Source organism: Pseudomonas cimarronensis (genome assembly GCF_049331905.1).
GTDB lineage: Bacteria > Pseudomonadota > Gammaproteobacteria > Pseudomonadales > Pseudomonadaceae > Aquipseudomonas.
Genome location: NZ_CP186283.1, coordinates 1166328 through 1185410, shown reverse-complemented (window position 1 = coordinate 1185410; position 19083 = coordinate 1166328). Strand labels below are relative to the sequence as shown.

The window sequence follows — 19083 nt, the reverse complement described above, 5'->3', positions numbered from 1 at the left end:
ATTCATGCCCCGACGGCCAACGTGGCGCACCAGGCGGTGCCGCGTTCGCCTTGCGCCCGCAGATGCAGCGCCCGGCCGGCCCCATGCGGGCTAATGGTAATGTCCAGGTCAGCCTTTGGCAAAACGCCTGCACCGCGTTGCGGCCACTCGACCAGGCACAGTGCGTCGCCCTCGAAATAGTCTCGAATACCGAGAAACTCCAGCTCCTCAGGATCGACCAAACGGTACAGGTCAAAGTGAAAGGCCCGTGCCGCACCGACTTCATAGGGCTCGACCAGGGTAAAGGTCGGACTCTTGACCGCACCGACATGCCCCAGTCCACGGATAATGCCGCGCGACAAAGTGGTTTTACCGGCGCCGAGATCGCCATGCAGATAGATCACCCCAACGCCACCGGTCGCCTCGGCGATGCGCGCCCCCAGCGCCAGCATTGCCTCTTCATCGGCGGCAAACAGTTCTAACTCAGACACGCAGACTGCTCCTGCAACAATTGACGAATAACCGCACACAAATCACTGGCCGCCAGGCCACGGCCCTGCAGCGCCAACTGCTCACCCGCGCAGGCATGCAGGTAGACCGCCAACTGGGCCGCCTCCAGCGCCGGCAGCCCCTGCGCCAGCAGCGCACCGATCAAACCGGCCAACACATCGCCCAATCCGGCACCGGCCATGACGGGATGGCCGCGATCACACAACCACAAGCCGCCATCCGGCGCGGCAATCAGGCTGCCAGCGCCTTTCAGAACACATACCGCCTGATAACGCTGGGCCAAAGCCCGCGCCGCTGCTGGGCGATCAGCCTGCACCTCGGCCGTGCTGATGCCCAGCAAGCGCGCCGCCTCGCCAGGATGTGGGGTGAGCACCGCTGCTGCAGGCAACTGGACTACAGCTTGTGCCAACAGGTTCAACGCATCGGCATCCCACACCTGCGCAGTCTGGCTGGCCGCAGCCGCCGACAGCAGACTGCGCCCCCAGGCGCCCTGGCCCAACCCCGGCCCGACCACCCAGACGCTGGCATTCGCACCCAGCGCCAGCAGCTGATTGGCCGAGGCCACGCAGGCGCTCATTACCTCGGGCAAGCGCGCCTGCGCTGCAGACAAATGCTCACCACGGGTCGCCAGGCTGACCAGCCCGGCACCGGCGCGCAAAGCACTTTGCGCCGCCAACAGGCCGGCCCCGGCAAAGCCACGATCCCCGCCCACCACCAGCACATGACCCAACTGCCCCTTGTGCACACCGTGCGAACGCGCCGGCAAGTGCGGCAAGCGGTCTTGCGCCAGGCGCTGGGCGGTAAATTCTTGAGCAGCGACCAGCGTCACATCAGCCTGGAGATCGTCAAACTGCAGCTCACCGCGGTAATCCGCCGACTGCCCGGTAAACAGGCCCAGCTTGAGGCCGATCAGGGTGACCGTCAGCTGTGCGTGCACGGCAACCCCCAAAGCCTGACCGGTATCCGCGCAGAGCCCGGACGGGATATCCACCGCCAGCACCGGCAGACCGCTGGCATTGAGCAGGCGAATGGCCTGGACATAGGGTTCACGCACGGCGCCCTGCAAGCCTGTGCCAAGCAGGACATCGAGCACCACGCCCTGCAATTCGGCGCATTCGCTCCAGGGCTGCACCGGCACACCAGCGGCCAGCGCCTGATCGCGGGCAAGGGCGGCATCGCCCTGCAACTGCGCAGCATCGCCGACTGCCAGCACCTGCACCCGCCAGCCCGCTCGCAGCGCCAATGCGGCCACGAGATAGCCGTCACCGGCGTTATTACCGCGCCCAGCCAGCACCGTCAGCACGCCCGCAGCCGGCCAGCGCCGGCGCAAAGCACGCCAAATGGCATGCGCGGCGCGACTCATCAACTCGAAACCCGGTGTGCCAGCAGCGATCAGCCGCGCATCCAGCTCGCGCACCTGGGCAGCGCTGTACAGCGGCAGAGGAAGATTGTCAGGCGATTGCAGCATGCGTCGGCTCCGATGTCTGGCAGAATTATACCCACCTGCGCTCCGGTTACCCGCCCTCATATGAAGACTGACACCCTTGACCTTGCCGCCCTCGCCCAGTCGATCAAAGACTGGGGCCGTGAGCTGGGCTTTCAGCAGGTCGGGATTGCCGATGTGCAACTGGGCGAGCACGAAGCACACCTGCAACGCTGGCTGGATGCCGGCTATCAGGGTGAGATGGACTATATGGCCGCCCACGGCAGCAAACGCTCCCACCCGGACGAGCTGGTGCCCGGCACCCTGCGTGTGGTGTCACTGCGTATGGACTACCTACCAGGCGACACGCAAATGGCGCAGCGCCTCGCCCAACCGGAGAAGGCCTATGTGTCGCGCTATGCGCTGGGCCGCGATTACCACAAGCTGATCCGCAAGCGTTTGCAGCAACTGGCCGAGCGCATCCAGCAGCAGATTGGCCCGTTCGGCTACCGCGCCTTTGTCGACAGTGCGCCCGTGCTGGAGAAGGCTATCGCCGAACAGGCCGGGCTCGGCTGGATCGGCAAGAACACCCTGGTGCTCAACCGCAAGGCCGGCAGCTACTTCTTCCTCGGCGAGCTGTTTGTCGATCTGCCACTGCCAGTGGATGAGCCGCATGCCACGGAGCACTGCGGGCGCTGCACAGCCTGCATGGACATCTGCCCGACCGCCGCCTTTGTCGGGCCCTATGTGCTGGACGCGCGGCGCTGCATTTCCTACCTGACCATCGAACTCAAGGGCTCGATCCCAGTTGATCTGCGCGCCCCCATCGGCAACCGGGTATTTGGTTGCGATGACTGTCAGATGGTCTGTCCGTGGAACCGCTTTGCCAAACCCAGCACACAGGGCGATTTCCAACCGCGCCACAGCCTGGACAATGCCGAGCTGGCCGAGCTGTTTTGCTGGAGCGAGGAAGAATTTCTCAGCCGCACCGAAGGCTCGCCGCTGCGCCGTGCCGGTTACGAGCGCTGGCTGCGTAACCTGGCCGTTGGCCTGGGCAATGCGCCGTCCAGCATCCCGGTGCTGGAAGCGCTCAAGGCCCGCCGCGAGCATCCTTCTGAGCTGGTTCGCGAGCACGTCGAGTGGGCGCTGGCGCGTCACGGCCTGTAACCAGACACATATAAAAAAGCCCACAGTCGCGGGCTTTTTTATGCATCACACTTTGAGGAAGTGCTGGCGGTAGTGCTTCAACTCAGCGATGGACTCACGGATATCGTCCAGTGCCTGGTGCGTACCCTGCTTCTGGAACGACTCCTTGACCTGCGGTGCCCACAGGCCGGCGAGGATTTTCAGGGTCGAGACATCCAGATAGCGGTAGTGGAAGTAGGCTTCCAGGTTCTGCATGTACTTGTAAAGGAAGCGCCGGTCCTGACCGATGCTGTTGCCGCAGATCGGCGACTTGCCCTTCGGCACCCACTGTTCAAGGAAAGCGATGGTCATGGCTTCCGCTTCGGCCGGGCCGATGGTGCTTTCGCGTACGCGCTGGGTCAGGCCGCTTTGCCCGTGAGTGCGGGTGTTCCACTCATCCATACCAGCCAGCAGCTCATCACTCTGGTGCACGGCAATTACCGGGCCTTCGGCGAGGATGTTCAGGTCGCTGTCGGTAACGATGGTAGCCATCTCGATGATGACGTCTGTTTCAGGCTCCAGACCGGTCATTTCCAGGTCGATCCAGATCAGGTTATTGGCGTTCTGCATGCGCGGCTCCTCAACTAAGGCCGACAGTTTAACAGGCCGCCGAAGAACTACTGCGTTCGACTGACAGCATTGTGCTCAAGCGAAGAGTGAATAGATCAGCCGCGCATGCGCCACAGCAACAAACGGGACTGGCGCCAGTCGTGCAGTTCGATCTGCTGATCCGCCGGCTGTCCTGGCACCTCGAAGGTGTTGCTGATCAGCAGACTACCTGCGGGCATCTGCGCGCAGGCCTTGGCCCAGAGTTCGGGCATCGGCGCAGGCGAGAGGAAGCAATACACCACATCGAAAAGCGCCAGATCGGTGCGCCAGAGGTTTTCATAGCGAATCTGGCAATTGCGCCGGGGCAAGGCGCGCAGCCAGGCGATGACAAAGGACAGCGGCGCGGTCTCCACGCCAACAAACTGCGCCTGCGGGTAATGACGGGCCAAGCTCAGCAGCGTGCCGGCAGGACCGCAGCCCAGATCGATAAAGCGAAACTGCGCGGGTTGCTGGTCAAGCACTGCGCGCAAATGCTGACGCGTACCGGCTGCGGTCAGGTACAACGGCACCCGCTCGCCAAAGCTGTTCCAGTTGAGTAGCAGCAGCAAGACAAACCCTCCGAGAAACACCCAGGAGGGCAGCGGCGCGCCACTGGCCAGCAGCAGCGCCGGGACAAACAGCAGATTCAAGCCGCACCACCAGCGCGACAATCCCAGATAGCGCGCCAGCGTGGCAGCCAGCAAACCTTGCAGCAGGCCGGCAGCCATCAGCGTTGGGCGCCAGGGTGACAGCTGAGCGATCAGGTACAGCGCCAAACCGACCAGCAGGGTCGCGCCCAGTTGAGCAGACAAGGCCAGCAGCGCCGGATAATGGCGAACAACGCGCAGCATGCAGACTCCTCAACCGTCCGACCGATGATGCGCCGCAGTTTAGCCGTGCCAGCAGCCCAATAGGCAGCCCGTGCTAGACTCGCGACCGTTTATTGCGTAATTCAACTCTCGGAAGACCCATGGCCAAACGCCAACTCAACCGCCGGCAAAACTGGCGTATCGAAAAAATCCAGGGCGAGCGTGCTGCCCGCGCAGCCAAGCGCGAGTCGCAGGCCGTACAGATTCTTGAAGGCGGCGATCTCGGCCCGGAACAGACCGGCCTGGTCATCGCGCACTTCGGCGTCCAGGTCGAAGTAGAAGCCCTGGATGGCGAGCTGGCCGGCCAGGTATTCCGTTGCCATCTGCGCGCCAACCTGCCGACCATGGTCACTGGTGACCAGGTGGTGTGGCGCGCCGGCAACCAGGGCATTGGCGTGATCGTCGCGCAATTGCCACGCAGCACCGAACTCTGTCGCCCGGACACCCGTGGCCAGCTCAAGCCAGTCGCGGCCAACGTCGACCTGATCGTGATCGTCTTTGCCCCGCTGCCCGAGCCCCACGCCAACCTGATCGACCGCTATCTGGTAGCCGCCGAGCACGCCGGCATCCGCCCGCTGCTGTTGCTGAACAAGACCGACCTGCTGGATGAACAGAATGCCGTGGCCCTCAACCGCATGCTCGGCGTGTACCGCGAGCTCGGTTATCCGCTGCTGGAAGTCTCGGCCCACGGCGGCGACGGCATGCAGCAGTTGCAACAGCAACTCGATGGCCATGTCAGCGTATTCGTCGGCCAGTCCGGGGTTGGCAAATCATCGCTGGTCAACAGCCTGTTGCCAGAAGTCGATACCCGCGTCGGGCCGCTCTCCGAGCTGACCGGCAAAGGCACCCACACCACCACCACCGCACGACTGTTCCACTTCCCCGGCGGCGGCGAGCTGATCGACTCCCCAGGGATTCGCGAGTTCGGTCTGGTGCACGTCAGCCGTGACGATGTCGAAGCCGGCTTTATCGAGTTTCACGAGCTGATCGGCCAATGCCGCTTCCGCGACTGCAAGCACGACCGCGAACCGGGCTGCGCGCTGCTCAAGGCCCTGGAAGATGGCCGCCTGCATCCACAGCGCATGGCCAGCTACCGGCATATCCTGGCCAGCCTGCCGGAAGCCGAGTACTGAAAAATCGCCGGGCGCGATGTTTGAACCTCGCGCCACGACGATTCTGCATGGGTGGCAGCCAAGGCCGGCAAGCCATCAACAAAAAGGCCGCGACATGTCGCGGCCTTTTTGTTGATTTTAACGCCCGTTATTCTGCGGGCTGATCAAACTGCAACACGCCGTCTTCAAAGATATTCAGTCGTTCACGCAACTGACCGTCCGGCAACGGCTCATTCGGGCTTGCCGGTGTGGTGGCAGCTGGAGCCGCGCCGGCTTCGACCGCTGGCGCCTCTGAGGCCGAGTCACCTTGCTCGCCTTCGATGGCGCGCTGGGCCTTTTTGGTCAGCACGACGATATCGATACGCCGGTTGACCGGATTGAGCGGCTTCTCACGATCAAACAAGGCCGACGAGGCATAGCCCACCACCCGCGCCACCTGCTCATCGTCATAGCCACCGGCAATCAGCACACGTCGCGCCGCATTGGCGCGATCAGACGACAGCTCCCAGTTGCCATAGCCGCCACGCCCGACAAAGGGCGCCGCATCGGTATGACCACTCACGCTGATCTTGTTCGGCACTGCGGCGATGGTGTCGGTCATGGCCAGCAGAATGTCTTCGAAATAGGGCTGCAAGCGCGCGCTGCCGGAGGCGAACATCGGCCGGTTCTCAGCATCCATGATCTGGATACGCAAGCCGTCCTGGGTGATCTCGAACAGAATCTGATCCTTGAAGTTCTGCAGCTGAGGGTTTTCCTCGACCTTGTTCTGCAACTCCTGCAGCAGCAACTCCAAGCGCTCGCGCTCGACCTCCTCAGCTATCGATTCGGCCTGCTCCTTGTTGATGTCGGCCTGAGCATCCTCGGCTGGGGTCTGCTCGTCCTTGGGCTCCGGGTTGAGGGTACGGTCAGGCGCGGGGGTCGGCGTACCGCCCAGGTCGATCACATAAGGGCTGGCGCTTTCCGAAAAACCCACCGGATCCTGAAAGTAGCCGGAAATAAGCTTCTTCTGCTCAGGCGTGGCCACCGTCATCAGCCACATCACCAGAAAGAACGCCATCATCGCCGTAGCGAAGTCGGCAAAGGCAATTTTCCAGGCACCACCATGATGGCCGCCCGCGACCTTTTTGACCCGCTTGACGATAATCGGCTGATTATTTTCCATGCTGCGCCTTAGCCCCCACGCATGGCCTGTTCAAGCTCGCTAAAGCTCGGCCGATGCGCCGGGTAAAGCACCTTACGGGCGAACTCCACCGCCAGCGACGGTGGCATACCCGAAGCCGAGGCCACCAACCCGGCCTTGATAGCCTCGTAGACATTCACCTCTTCCTTGGCATCATGTTCGAGAGCGGCCGCCAGGGGGCCAAAAAAGCCGTAGGACGCCAGAATCCCGAAGAAGGTACCCACCAGCGCCGTACCGACCTTCTGCCCGATCTCCGCGTTATCCGCTTCGGCGAGAATCGACATGGTGATCACGATACCCAATACCGCCGCCACGATACCCATGGCCGGCATACCGTCAGCCACCTTGGCTACAGCATGCGCAGGGTGTTCGATTTCTTCCTTGAGGCTGGCAATTTCCATATCGAAAAGGCCTTCCAACTCATGCGGCGCCATGTTGCCGGAGGACATGATGCGCAGGTAATCGCAGATAAAGGAGGTCATCTGCTGATCTTTGAGAATGCCCGGATACTTGCTGAAAATCGGGCTGGCCGCCGGATCTTCAACATCGGCCTCAATGGCCATCATGCCTTCACGGCGGCTCTTGTTGAGAATCTCGTACAGCAGCTTGAGCACATCAAGGTAGTAGGCATGGCTGAAGCGCGAACTGAACATGCTCAGCGACTTCTTGAACACATGCATAAAGGCGCTGCCGGGGTTGGCCTGCAGGAAAGCCCCTAACGCTGCACCACCGATGATCAAGATCTCAAAGGGGTGAACCAACGCCATAAACTGGCCGCCCGAGAGAATAAAACCGCCCAACACGCTGGCGAATACAACAATGATGCCAATGATTTTTGCCATAAAAAGAGACTTGCCAGAGAGGGTAGAAAGGGGCTGTGCAAAACAACCCTTCTATTTATCGGAAGTTTTGCGCGAGACTATAGCCAGTTAAGGTCAAAAGCCAGCTTGTCTCAACCCACATGCATAAGCCAGTCCATTCTCCGCGCACGCTCAACGACTGGCTCAAGAAGCTGGACAGCCAGCTATTGCCCGCCTCCAGCGACAGCGTGCAAACCCTGCGCCGGGCCCTTGCCGACAGCAGCCGTTCACGGCGTGAACTGGCCGACCTGATGCAAAGTTGCCCGGCGCTGGCCCTCAGCGTCCTGCGCGAAGCCAACAGCAAAAGCAGCGGGCTCAGCGAGCAGACCGACAGCCTCGAAGCCGCCATCAGCCGCCTCGGCCTGAGTCGTACCGAAGCACTGCTCAACCGCCTGCCCGCCCTGCCCGAACAGGATCTGCCCAAGGCGCTGCGCCAGATTCAGCTGATCAGCCAACACTCCAGCCAGCAGGCCAACGGCCTGTTTGCCGGGCGTCTGGCCCGCCTGTGGCAGGAAGTGCACTGGGGCAGCATGCTGTTCCTTGCCCCCGTATGGACCTTGCTGGCCGCCCACCCCGAACTGTTTGACGCCTGGGAACAACGGGTACTGGTCAAGGGTGAGGCGGCAAGCACGGTGGAGCAGGACCTGCTCGGCGTGCCCCTGCTCAAGCTGTGCCTGGCCCTCAGCGAACACTGGCGACTACCCGAGTGGATCACCCTCGGCTACCGCCTGCTGGTGAACGACCGCCGCCTACTGGTCAAAGCACTGCACATTGCCCACAACAATGAGCACCCGCTGCAACAGCAACAATGCCTGGATGATGACAGCAATCTGCGCCGCTGGCTGACCCAGCCCGCCAACAGCATCCTGCTCGCCAACTGCCTGGCGATTTCCGCGCACTATGCCTGGAACAGCCCGCACAGCCTGCGCTGGCAACGCCTGACCGGTCTGTTCCTGCAACTGCCTCTGGATACCCTGCAGCAACAGGTGCACCAGCACGCCGTCAGCAGTGCGCGCCAGGTGTACCGCAGCGATCTCTGGCACCCAGCCGAAGCCTTGCTCTGGCCATGGCAGGCGCGCCACTTGCAGGCCGTCGTCGAGCCGCCGAACCCCGTGGTGGTCAGCGCATGGCGGCAACACTGCGCCCAGCTTCTCGCGCAGCCCAGTGCCTTTAGCAACGTCCTGCAACTCACAGCCTGTGCCAACCAGGCACTGCAAGCCTGTGGCATGCAGCGTGTGCTGATTCTCCTCGCGGACCGTAATCACACGCGCCTGATGACCCAGCAGAACAGCGGCCTGGACAAGTCGGCCGACAGCCTCAGCCTTGACCCGCAGCAGAGCCAGTTACTGCGCCGCCTGCTCAGCGCGCCGGCGCAACTGCGCCTCGGCCCAAGCAACATTGCCCAGTTCTCGGCCACCCTGCCTGGCACCCTGAAAAGCCTGTTCCCCAGTGAACACCTGCTGATTCGCTCGCTGGCCAATAACAACCGAGTGGTCATGCTGATCTTTGCCGATCAGGCGGGTAGCACCTTCAGCGAGGCCAGCGTGCAGGGTTTTGGCAAAACCGTGCAATGCATTGAGCGGGCACTGAGCACCTTTGCCAGCCGTGGGCGCTAGGCTTCCGCTACAATTCGCCCCCTTGATAACCATGAAGAGGCCCGGCATGACCGCCTTCGCTGAGTTGCCCCTATTGATCGAGCCGGCCCAACTGGCCAGCCGCCTGAACGCCTCCGAGCTGATTCTGGTCGACCTGACCAGCACCGCGCGTTATGCCGCCGGCCATATCCCCGGCGCACGCTTTGTCGACCCCAAGCGCACCCAGCTGGGCCAGCCACCAGCGCCAGGCCTGCAACCTGAACGCGAACAGCTGGAGCAATTGTTCAGCGAGCTGGGGCACAACCCGGACGCGGTCTACGTGGTCTACGACGATGAAGGCGGCGGCTGGGCCGGGCGCTTTATCTGGCTGCTGGATGTGATTGGCCACGCGCACTACCACTACCTGGATGGCGGCCTGCACGCCTGGCTGGCCGAGGAGCGCCCGCTCAGCAGTGAAACGCCGCAAGCCGGCAACGCCAGCGTGACCCTGACCCTGAATGATGCGCCCACCGCCAGCCGCGAATACCTGCAAAGCCGCCTCGGCGCCACTGACCTGGCGATCTGGGATGCTCGCTCGCCGGGCGAATACAGCGGTGCAAAAGTCCTCGCGCAGAAAGCCGGGCACATCCCTGGGGCAATCAACTTCGAATGGACCGCTGGCATGGACCCGGCGCGCGCACTGCGCATGCGCCAGGACCTGCAAACCCAACTCGACAGTCTCGGCATTACCGCTGACAAGGAAATCATCACCCACTGCCAGACCCATCACCGTTCAGGCTTCACCTACCTGGCCGCCAAGGTTCTGGGCTATCCACGCGTAAAAGCCTATGCCGGCTCCTGGGGCGAATGGGGCAACCACCCTGACACCCCCGTCGAGCGCTGAACGCCCGCCTCTACTTAAGGAATCTCCATGAAAGATCGTCTGTTTATCCTCAGTCAGTACCTGCTGCCCCACCACCTGCTGTCGCGCCTGATCGGCTGCGCAGCGGAGTGCCGCGCAGGCTGGTTCAAGAACCGCCTGATCGACTGGTTCGCCAAGCAGTATCAGGTCGATATGAGCGAGGCCCAGGTCGAAGACCTCAGCGCCTTTGCCCACTTCAATGACTTCTTCACTCGCGCCTTGAAAGATGGCGCGCGCCCGCTCGACAGCACACCGGGTGCAGTACTCTGCCCAGCTGACGGCGCGGTCAGCCAGCTCGGCAAGATCGAACAAGGCCGGGTCTTTCAGGCCAAGGGCCACAGCTTCAGCGTGATCGAGCTGTTGGGCGGCGACACTGAGCGCGCTGCGGCCTTTATGGGCGGCGACTTCGCCACCATCTACCTGTCGCCAAAGGATTACCACCGCGTGCACATGCCGCTGGCCGGCACCCTGAAAGAAATGGTGTATGTGCCGGGCCGGCTGTTCTCGGTCAACCAGACCACGGCCGAGAATGTGCCTGAGCTGTTTGCCCGCAACGAGCGCGTGGTCTGCCTGTTCGACACCGAGCGCGGACCTATGGCTGTGGTACTGGTTGGCGCGATGATCGTTGCCTCGATCGAAACCGTCTGGGCCGGCTTGGTCACGCCACCCAAACGCACCCTGAAAACCGTCAAATACGACGAAGCCGCCCGCGCGCCGATCCACCTGGAAAAAGGCGCAGAACTGGGGCGTTTCAAACTGGGTTCCACCGCCATTGTGTTGTTTGGCCCCGAACAGGTGCAGTGGGCTGCTGAACTGGCGGCCAACAGCCCGGTACGCATGGGCCAGGGCCTCGGCACGCCGCGTGCTTGATTAACGCCATACAGCACACGCCGCTGCGGCGGCGTGTGCCATCCACCGAGCACGCCAGTGAACCTGCGCATGTCATATGCAGTCACAAATGCGTGCCCCGTAGCGGTTGGTTTACCACACCCTGACGGCAATCGCGCCAAGGTCTTGGCTGCGGGGCCTGCGAGATACTGCTAGAGTCGAAACATAATTCTTAGATTCACCCGCCTTGCCTGTGTGCTGGAGCCTCTGATTTAGATGGATAAACAGAATTCTCACTTGCTGCTGCGCGTCACCACGCCAGACAAGCAAAGCCTGTCATTCTGCGAAGCCAGCCCCCGCGACCTGAAAAAATGGGTGGACGGCCTGCCCAAAGCCAATATTGGTGAAACCGCACGCCAGCTCTACCAGGCCCTGGTTGAACTCAACCAGCTGCTGACTCCGTCGGAAAATCGTCTGCAACTGCTGGAAATTCTCCGCCCGGAAATCTATTTCGTCTGCAAGCAGCTCGAAAAGCACTTCCTCAACCAGGCCATCGTTCTCGATGAACGCCCGCGCAAGGTCGCCAACCTGTGCCAGGCCCTGCAAAACCACCTGGCCATCGGCTACAAATTGATCGTCGCACGCCTGGCCGCCCAGGCTAATCGCGAACGCAACCAACTGCTCGCCGTCGCCCTGCAACGCTCGACCCACAGCCTCTGCGGCCCACTGATTCGCGCCAGCCAGCTGTACTGCCCGGTGCCCGAAGGGCTGTGGCTGGAGTTGCACCAGCTGTATCAGATTGCCCGTGCCCGTGACCTGCACAAGGTGCTGATTCGTGACAGCCAAGCCCTCCACACTCAGGGGCTGAGCACCGAGCAAAGCTATCTGGTAGCTCTGCTTCTGGGCTGCGCCCGCTGCAACCAGATGCGCCAGAGCGCCATCGCCCGCCTCGCCGAGGTGCTTGAGCCATGGAGCGCCCTGGCTACTCTGCAAGCGGGCGATCAGGCCTCCAGCCTGTTTGCCGTGGCCCCGCAACTGGATGGCCCACCGCGCTACATCTCCTTGTTCCAGCAGAATGAACTGCACAATGCCGTTGGCATTGACCCCAGCGCGCTGGTCGATGCGATCAAGGAACACCTGCTGCTGCCGGCCGAGAACCTGGCCCAGTCGCGCCTGCTGGTCCCGGAAGGTTTCAGCCAGGACATGCTGCAGCACCTGGCAGCCGCTTGGGGCGATATTGCCGAACGCACCTTCCAGCGCAGCCAGGGCCAGGGCGCCCTGACCCTGTGCATCGGCATGAGCTCGCTGCACTACCACCTGGCCGGCAAGCGTCCGTTCAACGAAGTGCTGCAACTGCCCGAGACCACCAATGCCGCTGTGTTCAAGCCCGACACCGGCGCACCGGACGTCTGGTCGAATGCCTTCGATGCGCAGAAAACCAACCTCTGGGAGAACGGCCTGCCTTTCGAGGAAATCCAGTACAACGCGCCCGCCAAAGGCGCAGCTGCCGCCGAACCGAGCAGCGCTGAAAGCTATCCGACCTATGAAGTGGCCATCGTCAATATCAGCCCAGGCGGCTATTGCCTGTCCTGGCCGAAGGAAGTCCCCAGCCAGTTGCAGGCCGGCGAGCTGCTCGGCGTACAAGGCTTACCCAAGCAGGGCTGGAGCATTGCCGTGGTGCGCTGGATTCGCCAGGTACGCGGCGGCGGCACGCAGATGGGCATTGAGCTGATTGCCCCGCACGCCCAGGCCTGCGGCCTGCAATTGGTACGCAAGGCCGAGCAAAACAGCCAGTACCTGCGCGCCCTGCTGCTGCCGGAGATCAGCGCCATCTCACGTCCAGCCAGTCTGATCACGGCACGCTTGCCGTTCCAGGAAGGCAACAAGGTCAGCATCAACCTCAACGGCAGCGAACACCGCGCCGTGCTCAGTCGACGCCAGACCAGCACCGGCAGTTTCAACCAGTTCGAATACCGCAGTGTCGAACAGGCCAACAGCGATCACGGGAAGCCCGTCACAGCGCCGAAAAGCCGCACGCCAGGCGGGGAGGAAGACTTTGACTCACTCTGGAAGTCGCTGTAGATTGCCGACGCACTCCCTTTTGTCGCCTTTTCGCGCCCGTTCGGCGCAGATTTGATACCACGCCATGGCCATTGAAAAAAAAACCATACGGCTGCTGATTCTCGAAGATTCGCAGAACGAGGCCGAACGACTGGTCAGCCTGTTCCGCAACGCCGGCCGCGCGACCCGTGTGCATCGCCTGACCTCCAGCGACGACCTCACTGAAGCCCTGCAACAAAGCTGGGATCTGTTGATCTGTGCTCCCAGCAGCGAACAACTGCCGCCCAGCGAAGCGATTGGCGCCATCCGCCGCCAGGCCAAAGACATTCCGGTTATTCAGCTACTCAGCGACAACGACTCCGACAGCGTCACCGAAGCCCTGATGCTCGGTGCTCAGGACGCCATGCCGCAAGGCGAGGATGAACGCCTGGTTCTTGTGGCCAAGCGCGAGCTGGCCAATCTGGAAGAGCGCCGTGCCCGCCGCGCCTCGGAAGTGGCACTGCGCGAAGCGGAAAAACGTTGCCAGTTGCTGCTCGACAGCTCGGTTGATGCAATTACCTATGTGCACGACGGCATGCACATCTACGCCAACCGCGCCTACCTGGAGCTGTTCGCCTACGAAGATGCCGACGAACTGGAAGGCATGCCGATGATCGACCTGATCGGCGGCAGCGACCAATCCAGCTTCAAGGACTTCCTGAAGAATTATCAGAGCGCCGAAGGCAATGCCGAGCTCAACTGCACCGGCATCAAGGCCAATGGCCAGAGCTTCCAGGCGCAGATGAGCTTTTCCCCGGCCACCTACGATGGCGAGCCGTGCATCCAGGTGGTGATTCGCGCCGAAATCGGCAATGCCGAACTGGAAGAAAAGCTGCGTGAAATCAGCAGCCAGGATCTGGTCACCGGGTTGTTCAACCGCACCCACTTCCTCGAACTGATGGACAGCGCCGCCGAGCGCGCAGTGAATGCTGGCCAGCCTTCGAGCCTCGCCTACATCCGTGTCGACCGCTATGCCAGCCTGCTGGCCGATATCGGCCTGGCGGGTATCGACATCCTGCTCACCGACCTGGCCAATCTGCTGCGCGCGCACTTCAGCGCCGACGCGCAACTGGCCCGCTTTGGCGATGACGTGTTTACCGTACTGCAACCCGGCGTCAGCCCGGAGAGCACCCGCGAACAGCTGACCAGCCTGTTGAAAAAAGTCGAAGGCCACCTGTTCGACGTCAGCGGCCGCACCGTGCAAAGCACGTTGTCGATTGGCGTGGCCGGGCTCAACGAGAAGACCGCCAAGGCCCAGGAAGTGGTTGATCGCGCCCACCGCTGCGCCGATGAGCTGAGCGACGGCAATGCCCTCAAGCTATTCAACCCAGCCGATGAACTGGCCGCCGCAGCCAGCCGCGGCAACATCGTCGCGATGATCCAGCAGGCCTTGGAAAACAACAGCTTCCGTCTGCTGTTCCAGCCGATCATCAGCCTGCGTGGCGACAGCTTCGAGCATTACGAAGCCTTGCTGCGCCTGATCAACCCGCAGGGCGAAGAAATCCCACCCGTGGATCTGTTCAACGCGGCCAAGGACGCCGGGCTGGCCGAGAAAATCGATCGCTGGGTGATCCTCAACTCGATCAAGCTGCTCGCCGACCATCGCAGTAAAGGTCACAACACCCGCCTGTTCGTGCACCTGTCGAGCGCCAGCCTACAGGACCAGACCCTGCTGCCGTGGCTCAGCGTGGCCTTGAAAGCCGCCCGCCTGCCTTCGGACTCACTGGTCTTCCAGTTCAGCGAGCCGGATGCGATTGCTTACCTGAAACAGGCCAAGGCCATCACCCAGGGTCTCAACGAGCTGCATTGCAAAACTGCGCTGACTCAGTTCGGTTGCTCGCTGAATCCATTCAACACGCTCAAGCACCTGCATATCGACTTCGTCAAAGTCGACAGCTCGTTCTCCCAGGACCTGAGCAAGGCGGACAATCAGGAAGCCCTGAAAACCCTCCTGGCCAGCCTGCACTCCCAGGCCAAGCTGACCATCGTGCCCTTCGTCGAGAGCGCCAGCGTGCTGGCCACCCTCTGGCAGGCCGGGGTCAACTATATCCAGGGCCATTACCTGCAGGGGCCGAGCCAGTCGATGGACTACGACTTCGCTGCTGGGGACGAGTAGGGCTCAGCGCCCTCAAATCAGGCAATAAAAAGCCGCCCGTAGGCGGCTTTTTATTGCCTGGCACTTATTCCTGACCATCGCGGTCACGGAAACCCAGCAGATAGAGAATGCCGTCCAGCCCCAGGGTGGAAATCGCCTGCTTGGCCGACTGCTTGACCAGCGGCTTGGCGCGGAACGCCACGCCCAGGCCGGCAATGGCCAGCATCGGCAGGTCATTGGCACCGTCGCCCACGGCAATGGTCTGCTCCAGACGCAGCCCTTCCTTGGCTGCCAGCTCGCGCAGCAAATCGGCCTTGCGCTGAGCATCGACAATCGGCTCGACCGCTACACCCGTCACCAGGCCATCGACAATCTGCAACTCATTGGCAAACACATAATCGATACCCAGCTTGGCCTGCAGCTGTTTGGCAAAATAGGTAAAACCGCCCGACAGGATTGCAGTCTTGTAACCCAGCCGACGCAATTCGCTGAACAGCGTCTCGGCACCCTCGGTCAGGCGCAACGAAGCGCCGATGTCCGCCAACACGGTTTCCGGCAGCCCCTTGAGCAGCGCCAGGCGCTCACGAAAGCTGGCGGCAAAATCCAGCTCGCCGCGCATCGCGCGTTCGGTGATTTCGGATACCTGCTCACCCACACCGGCGGCCTTGGCCAGCTCGTCGATGACTTCCGCCTCGATCAGCGTCGAATCCATATCGAACACCGCCAAACGACGGTTGCGACGGAACAGCGAATCACGCTGAAAGGCGATGTCGACATTCAGCTCCTGGGCCACGCTGAGGAACTCAGCACGCAGAGCGGCTGGGTCGGCCGGCTCGCCACGCACCGAAAACTCGATGCAGCCTTTGCCCTGCTCGGCCGGCATATCCAGCGGCATGCGCCCGGAGAGACGGTCGATATGGTCGATATTCAGGTCATAACGCGCGGTAATCGCGCTGACGCGCTGCAGCTGCTCGGCCGTGACCTTGCGGGTCAACAGGGTAACGATATGCCGGGCCTTGCCCTGGCCGCTGACCCACTGCTGGTAGTCCGCTTCGGACACCGGGGTAAAGCGCACCTGCTGATCGAGCTTGTAAGCAGTGAAGAGAATGTCCTTGAGCACGGCCGAGGCGGCAGCACTGTCGGGAATTTCCACCAAAATGCCGAACGACAGCGTGTCGTGGATCACCGCCTGGCCGATATCGAGGATATTCACCCCACCCTGGGCCAGTACGCCAGTGATGGCGGCAGTCAAACCGGGGCGATCTTCGCCGGTGATATTGATCAGGACGATTTCGCGCAAGGCTCGGTCTCCGGGACAGCGTCAAGGGCAGCGGCGTGTTGAACAGATCACACGCCGTGGAAAAGGCGCACATTCTACCCATTTTCACCGGCAAACAGCCACGCACGGCGCTTTGCCCACTGCGGGGGCACCGCTATACTGCGCGCCAACTACAGTCGACAAGAGCCGAGCTCTGTGAACCGGCCCGCCCCCGTAAAACCCGATAATTTCTTCCTCCTGCTGTTCCAGGCCCTGCGCCAACGACGCATTCCCCTGGCATTGCGGATTGTCAGCCACAGTTTGCTGTTGGTGGCCCTGGCCCTGGTGATCTATGGCTGGGTGATCGGCATGCAGTTCAAGCACGCCATGCAGCAGCAAGCCGAAGCCCTGGGCACCAGCCTGATTACCCAGACGGCCGCCTCGGCAACCGAACTGCTGGTGTCCAACGACATTCTCAGCCTCAACGTGCTGCTCAATAACCTGGTGAAAAACCCGCTGGTGGCCCACGCCGCGATCTACAGCGTGGACAACCGCATCCTCGCCGAAGCCGGCTCGCGCCCGAGCCAGAGCATGCTGGGGGAAACCGAAGGGCTGTATTCGACGCCGATTACCTTTCAGGAAGTGATCGCCGGGCAGCTGCGCATCAGCCTCGATATGCAGCAATTCCAACAGCCGATGACCATCAGCCTGCAGAGCATGGGCATCCTCAGCCTGATTCTGCTGGCCTTGACTCTGTCCCTGAGCATGCGCCTGGGCCGGCATATTTCCACGCCGCTGCTGCAGTTGCGCGTCTGGCTGCGTGACCCAGATGATCCGGCACCCGGCGCCGGTCGCCAGGACGAAATCGGCGATCTGGCGCGCCAGCTGCAAGCGCGCCTGGTGCCAGAAAAACCTGTGCTGGTCGAAGAACAGGCCTACGACGAAGAGCCTGTTGCCCAGGATGAAGACGACTACCTCGAGGAGTCGTTCGACAACGAACCGGACTTCAGCGTCCCGGATCTTCACGATGAGCGTTTCGACGTTGAGGATGAAGTGCCAGCCCCACAGGCCAGCGCCAGCGATGAATACGACAGCGCAGTGGATGACCCTTTTGCCGACCTTCGCGACCACAGCGAGCCAACACAGGCACCGCCAGCAGTGATCCAGCAGGCCCTGCCCAGTGCCGTTCTGGCCATTCAGCTGGGCGCCCAGGAACAACTGCGGCGCCTGCCGCGTGCGCGCCTGATGGAGCTGCTGCAACGCTACCGGGACTGCCTGAACCAGGCCGCCAGCCTGTATCAGGGCGAGCTGCACACCTTGAGCGACGGCAGCAGCCTGATGCTGTTCCATCAGCTGGACTGCGACGAGGATTACCTGACCCACGCTATCTGCTGCGGTGAACTGATGCGCGCCCTCGGCCATGCCCTGCAGATCGAAGTGGCGGACAGTGGCATTACCCTGCAACTGCAGCTCGGCCTGACCCTTGGGGAAAACCTGACAAACCTCAGCCAGGGCGACCTGCTGCTCAGCGAAACGGCGCAGAACGCCCTGGCGTTGTCGCAGCACAGCCGCAACCTGCTGCTGGTCGAGCGCAGCGTCGCCGACGATGCCCTGGTCAGCCAGCGCGCCCGCATCCGCGCCATCGCCAGCCCCCAGGGCGCATGCTGCGTCGAGCGTCTGCTGGAGCCTTACCCTTCGCTGCTGGAGCGCCAGTTGGCGCGCATGCACGAAAGCCGCTGATCAGCACCCATAAAAAACCCGCCAATCGGCGGGTTTTTTATGGGGTTATGGGGTATTGCTAGAAGCGGAACACTTCACCTTCGCTGCGAATCGGCTCAGCCACCGGTATACGGGGTACGGCGGGCGCTGCTGGCTTGGCCGGAGCCGGCTTGCGCGCTGGCGCGGGAGTGGCCACTGGTGCGGGCTTGCCATGGGTTTGCACAGCGTCAGCCAGCTGCTCGACCAACTGTTGCAGCACCAAGCTCTGCGCACGCACCTGATCCACAATGCTGCCACTGTGCGCCTCTTCCAGGCGCACCAGACGACCATCCAGCAGCTTGCCGTCCGCTCCGGCCAGACGCCATTGCGCTTCCAGCACGGCTGGGCGCTGCGGGCCGGAATCCAGACGGGTAATCGACAAGCCGAGGCGCACCTGCGGGACAAAGCCGGCAGTGGCCGGTGCCAGCACCAGACGCTGGCTGTCCAGACGCGAAGCCAGCTGACGTAAAAGCTGCTGGTCAATTTCGGCCGCCAGGCTGCCGGCCCAACGCGCATCCTCGGCGGCGGTCAGGCTGCCATCGGCCTGACGCTGCAACAGGGCTTCACGCTGCAGGTAATCGGCAATCGCCACCGGCCCAATCAGCACAGCCACACCCTGCTCGGCCGCTGGCACGCGGATATTGCCACTGTCCAGCTGGTACAGCGGTGTTTGCTGATAGCGGGTACAGCCGGCCAGGCCGAGCACGCCCGCCAGCAGCAGAATTGCGGGGAAACGCAGTGCAGTCATCTCACTCATCCAGCCGGCAGAACCACCGGCGTGCATACCTATTAGGTGCCGGCGGGTCACTTACCACGACCCGCCTTGCGGCTGCGTATCATCC

General features: G+C 62.4%; 16 protein-coding genes. 8 read left to right on the top strand and 8 right to left on the bottom strand.

Annotation, left to right across the window (positions count from 1 at the left end; translation table 11 throughout):
- Nucleotides 1–2: 2 nt before the first annotated feature.
- Both tsaE and ACOCLD_RS05505 read right to left on the bottom strand, forming a co-directional pair.
- The gene (tsaE, locus tag ACOCLD_RS05510) at nucleotides 3–470 is read right to left on the bottom strand and encodes a tRNA (adenosine(37)-N6)-threonylcarbamoyltransferase complex ATPase subunit type 1 TsaE (RefSeq protein ID WP_422911153.1); all 468 of its coding nucleotides are present in this window, start codon (nucleotides 468–470) and stop codon (nucleotides 3–5) included.
- Nucleotides 458–1957 carry an NAD(P)H-hydrate dehydratase gene (locus ACOCLD_RS05505; RefSeq protein ID WP_422911152.1) on the bottom strand — a complete coding sequence of 500 codons (1500 nt, stop codon included), beginning with the start codon at nucleotides 1955–1957 and terminating at the stop codon, nucleotides 458–460. The genes tsaE and ACOCLD_RS05505 overlap by 13 nt, the downstream gene beginning before the upstream one ends.
- 60 nt (nucleotides 1958–2017) lie before the next feature.
- Here ACOCLD_RS05505 and queG point away from each other — a divergent pair, with 60 nt between their 5' ends.
- A complete protein-coding gene (queG, locus tag ACOCLD_RS05500) occupies nucleotides 2018–3079 on the top strand; it encodes a tRNA epoxyqueuosine(34) reductase QueG (RefSeq protein WP_422911151.1) in 1062 nt (353 codons plus the stop codon).
- 45 nt (nucleotides 3080–3124) lie between these two features.
- Here queG and orn read toward each other — a convergent pair whose 3' ends face one another.
- The gene (gene orn, locus ACOCLD_RS05495) at nucleotides 3125–3667 is read right to left on the bottom strand and encodes an oligoribonuclease (protein WP_090249695.1); all 543 of its coding nucleotides are present in this window, start codon (nucleotides 3665–3667) and stop codon (nucleotides 3125–3127) included.
- A 95-nt stretch (nucleotides 3668–3762) separates the two neighbouring features.
- Complete coding sequence (locus tag ACOCLD_RS05490) at nucleotides 3763–4536, bottom strand: class I SAM-dependent methyltransferase (RefSeq protein WP_422911150.1); 774 nt, start codon at nucleotides 4534–4536, stop codon at nucleotides 3763–3765.
- A 119-nt stretch (nucleotides 4537–4655) separates the two neighbouring features.
- On the opposite strand from ACOCLD_RS05490, the gene rsgA reads away from it, so the two are divergent.
- On the top strand, nucleotides 4656–5687 hold the full coding sequence (gene rsgA / locus ACOCLD_RS05485) for a small ribosomal subunit biogenesis GTPase RsgA (RefSeq protein WP_233683543.1): 1032 nt from the start codon (nucleotides 4656–4658) through the stop codon (nucleotides 5685–5687).
- Nucleotides 5688–5814: 127 nt separating this feature from the next.
- On the opposite strand, the gene motB is transcribed toward rsgA, so the two are convergent.
- Entirely contained in the window at nucleotides 5815–6828 is a 1014-nt protein-coding gene (gene motB, locus ACOCLD_RS05480; protein ID WP_422911149.1) for a flagellar motor protein MotB, read from the bottom strand.
- An 8-nt stretch (nucleotides 6829–6836) separates the two neighbouring features.
- A complete protein-coding gene (gene motA, locus ACOCLD_RS05475; RefSeq protein ID WP_392540944.1) occupies nucleotides 6837–7688 on the bottom strand; it encodes a flagellar motor stator protein MotA in 852 nt (283 codons plus the stop codon).
- Nucleotides 7689–7807: 119 nt separating this feature from the next.
- On the opposite strand from motA, the gene ACOCLD_RS05470 reads away from it, so the two are divergent.
- The 5 genes from ACOCLD_RS05470 (at nucleotide 7808) to ACOCLD_RS05450 (ending at nucleotide 15246) form a co-directional block, all read left to right on the top strand.
- Entirely contained in the window at nucleotides 7808–9322 is a 1515-nt protein-coding gene (locus tag ACOCLD_RS05470) for an HDOD domain-containing protein (RefSeq protein ID WP_422911148.1), read from the top strand.
- A gap of 46 nt (nucleotides 9323–9368) precedes the next feature.
- On the top strand, nucleotides 9369–10184 hold the full coding sequence (locus tag ACOCLD_RS05465) for a rhodanese-like domain-containing protein (RefSeq protein ID WP_422911147.1): 816 nt from the start codon (nucleotides 9369–9371) through the stop codon (nucleotides 10182–10184).
- A 21-nt stretch (nucleotides 10185–10205) separates the two neighbouring features.
- The gene (gene asd, locus ACOCLD_RS05460) at nucleotides 10206–11072 is read left to right on the top strand and encodes an archaetidylserine decarboxylase (RefSeq protein ID WP_422911762.1); all 867 of its coding nucleotides are present in this window, start codon (nucleotides 10206–10208) and stop codon (nucleotides 11070–11072) included.
- A gap of 234 nt (nucleotides 11073–11306) precedes the next feature.
- Nucleotides 11307–13112 carry a molecular chaperone gene (locus tag ACOCLD_RS05455; RefSeq protein ID WP_422911146.1) on the top strand — a complete coding sequence of 602 codons (1806 nt, stop codon included), beginning with the start codon at nucleotides 11307–11309 and terminating at the stop codon, nucleotides 13110–13112.
- Nucleotides 13113–13176: 64 nt separating this feature from the next.
- The gene (locus ACOCLD_RS05450; protein WP_422911145.1) at nucleotides 13177–15246 is read left to right on the top strand and encodes an EAL domain-containing response regulator; all 2070 of its coding nucleotides are present in this window, start codon (nucleotides 13177–13179) and stop codon (nucleotides 15244–15246) included.
- 64 nt (nucleotides 15247–15310) lie between these two features.
- Here ACOCLD_RS05450 and serB read toward each other — a convergent pair whose 3' ends face one another.
- The gene (gene serB / locus ACOCLD_RS05445) at nucleotides 15311–16525 is read right to left on the bottom strand and encodes a phosphoserine phosphatase SerB (RefSeq protein ID WP_257776907.1); all 1215 of its coding nucleotides are present in this window, start codon (nucleotides 16523–16525) and stop codon (nucleotides 15311–15313) included.
- A gap of 174 nt (nucleotides 16526–16699) precedes the next feature.
- Here serB and ACOCLD_RS05440 point away from each other — a divergent pair, with 174 nt between their 5' ends.
- Nucleotides 16700–18223, top strand: coding sequence for an AhpA/YtjB family protein (locus tag ACOCLD_RS05440; protein ID WP_422911144.1), 1524 nt, complete (start codon nucleotides 16700–16702; stop codon nucleotides 18221–18223).
- 58 nt (nucleotides 18224–18281) lie between these two features.
- On the opposite strand, the gene ACOCLD_RS05435 is transcribed toward ACOCLD_RS05440, so the two are convergent.
- A complete protein-coding gene (locus tag ACOCLD_RS05435) occupies nucleotides 18282–18989 on the bottom strand; it encodes a PqiC family protein (RefSeq protein WP_233683533.1) in 708 nt (235 codons plus the stop codon).
- Nucleotides 18990–19083 lie beyond the last annotated feature (94 nt).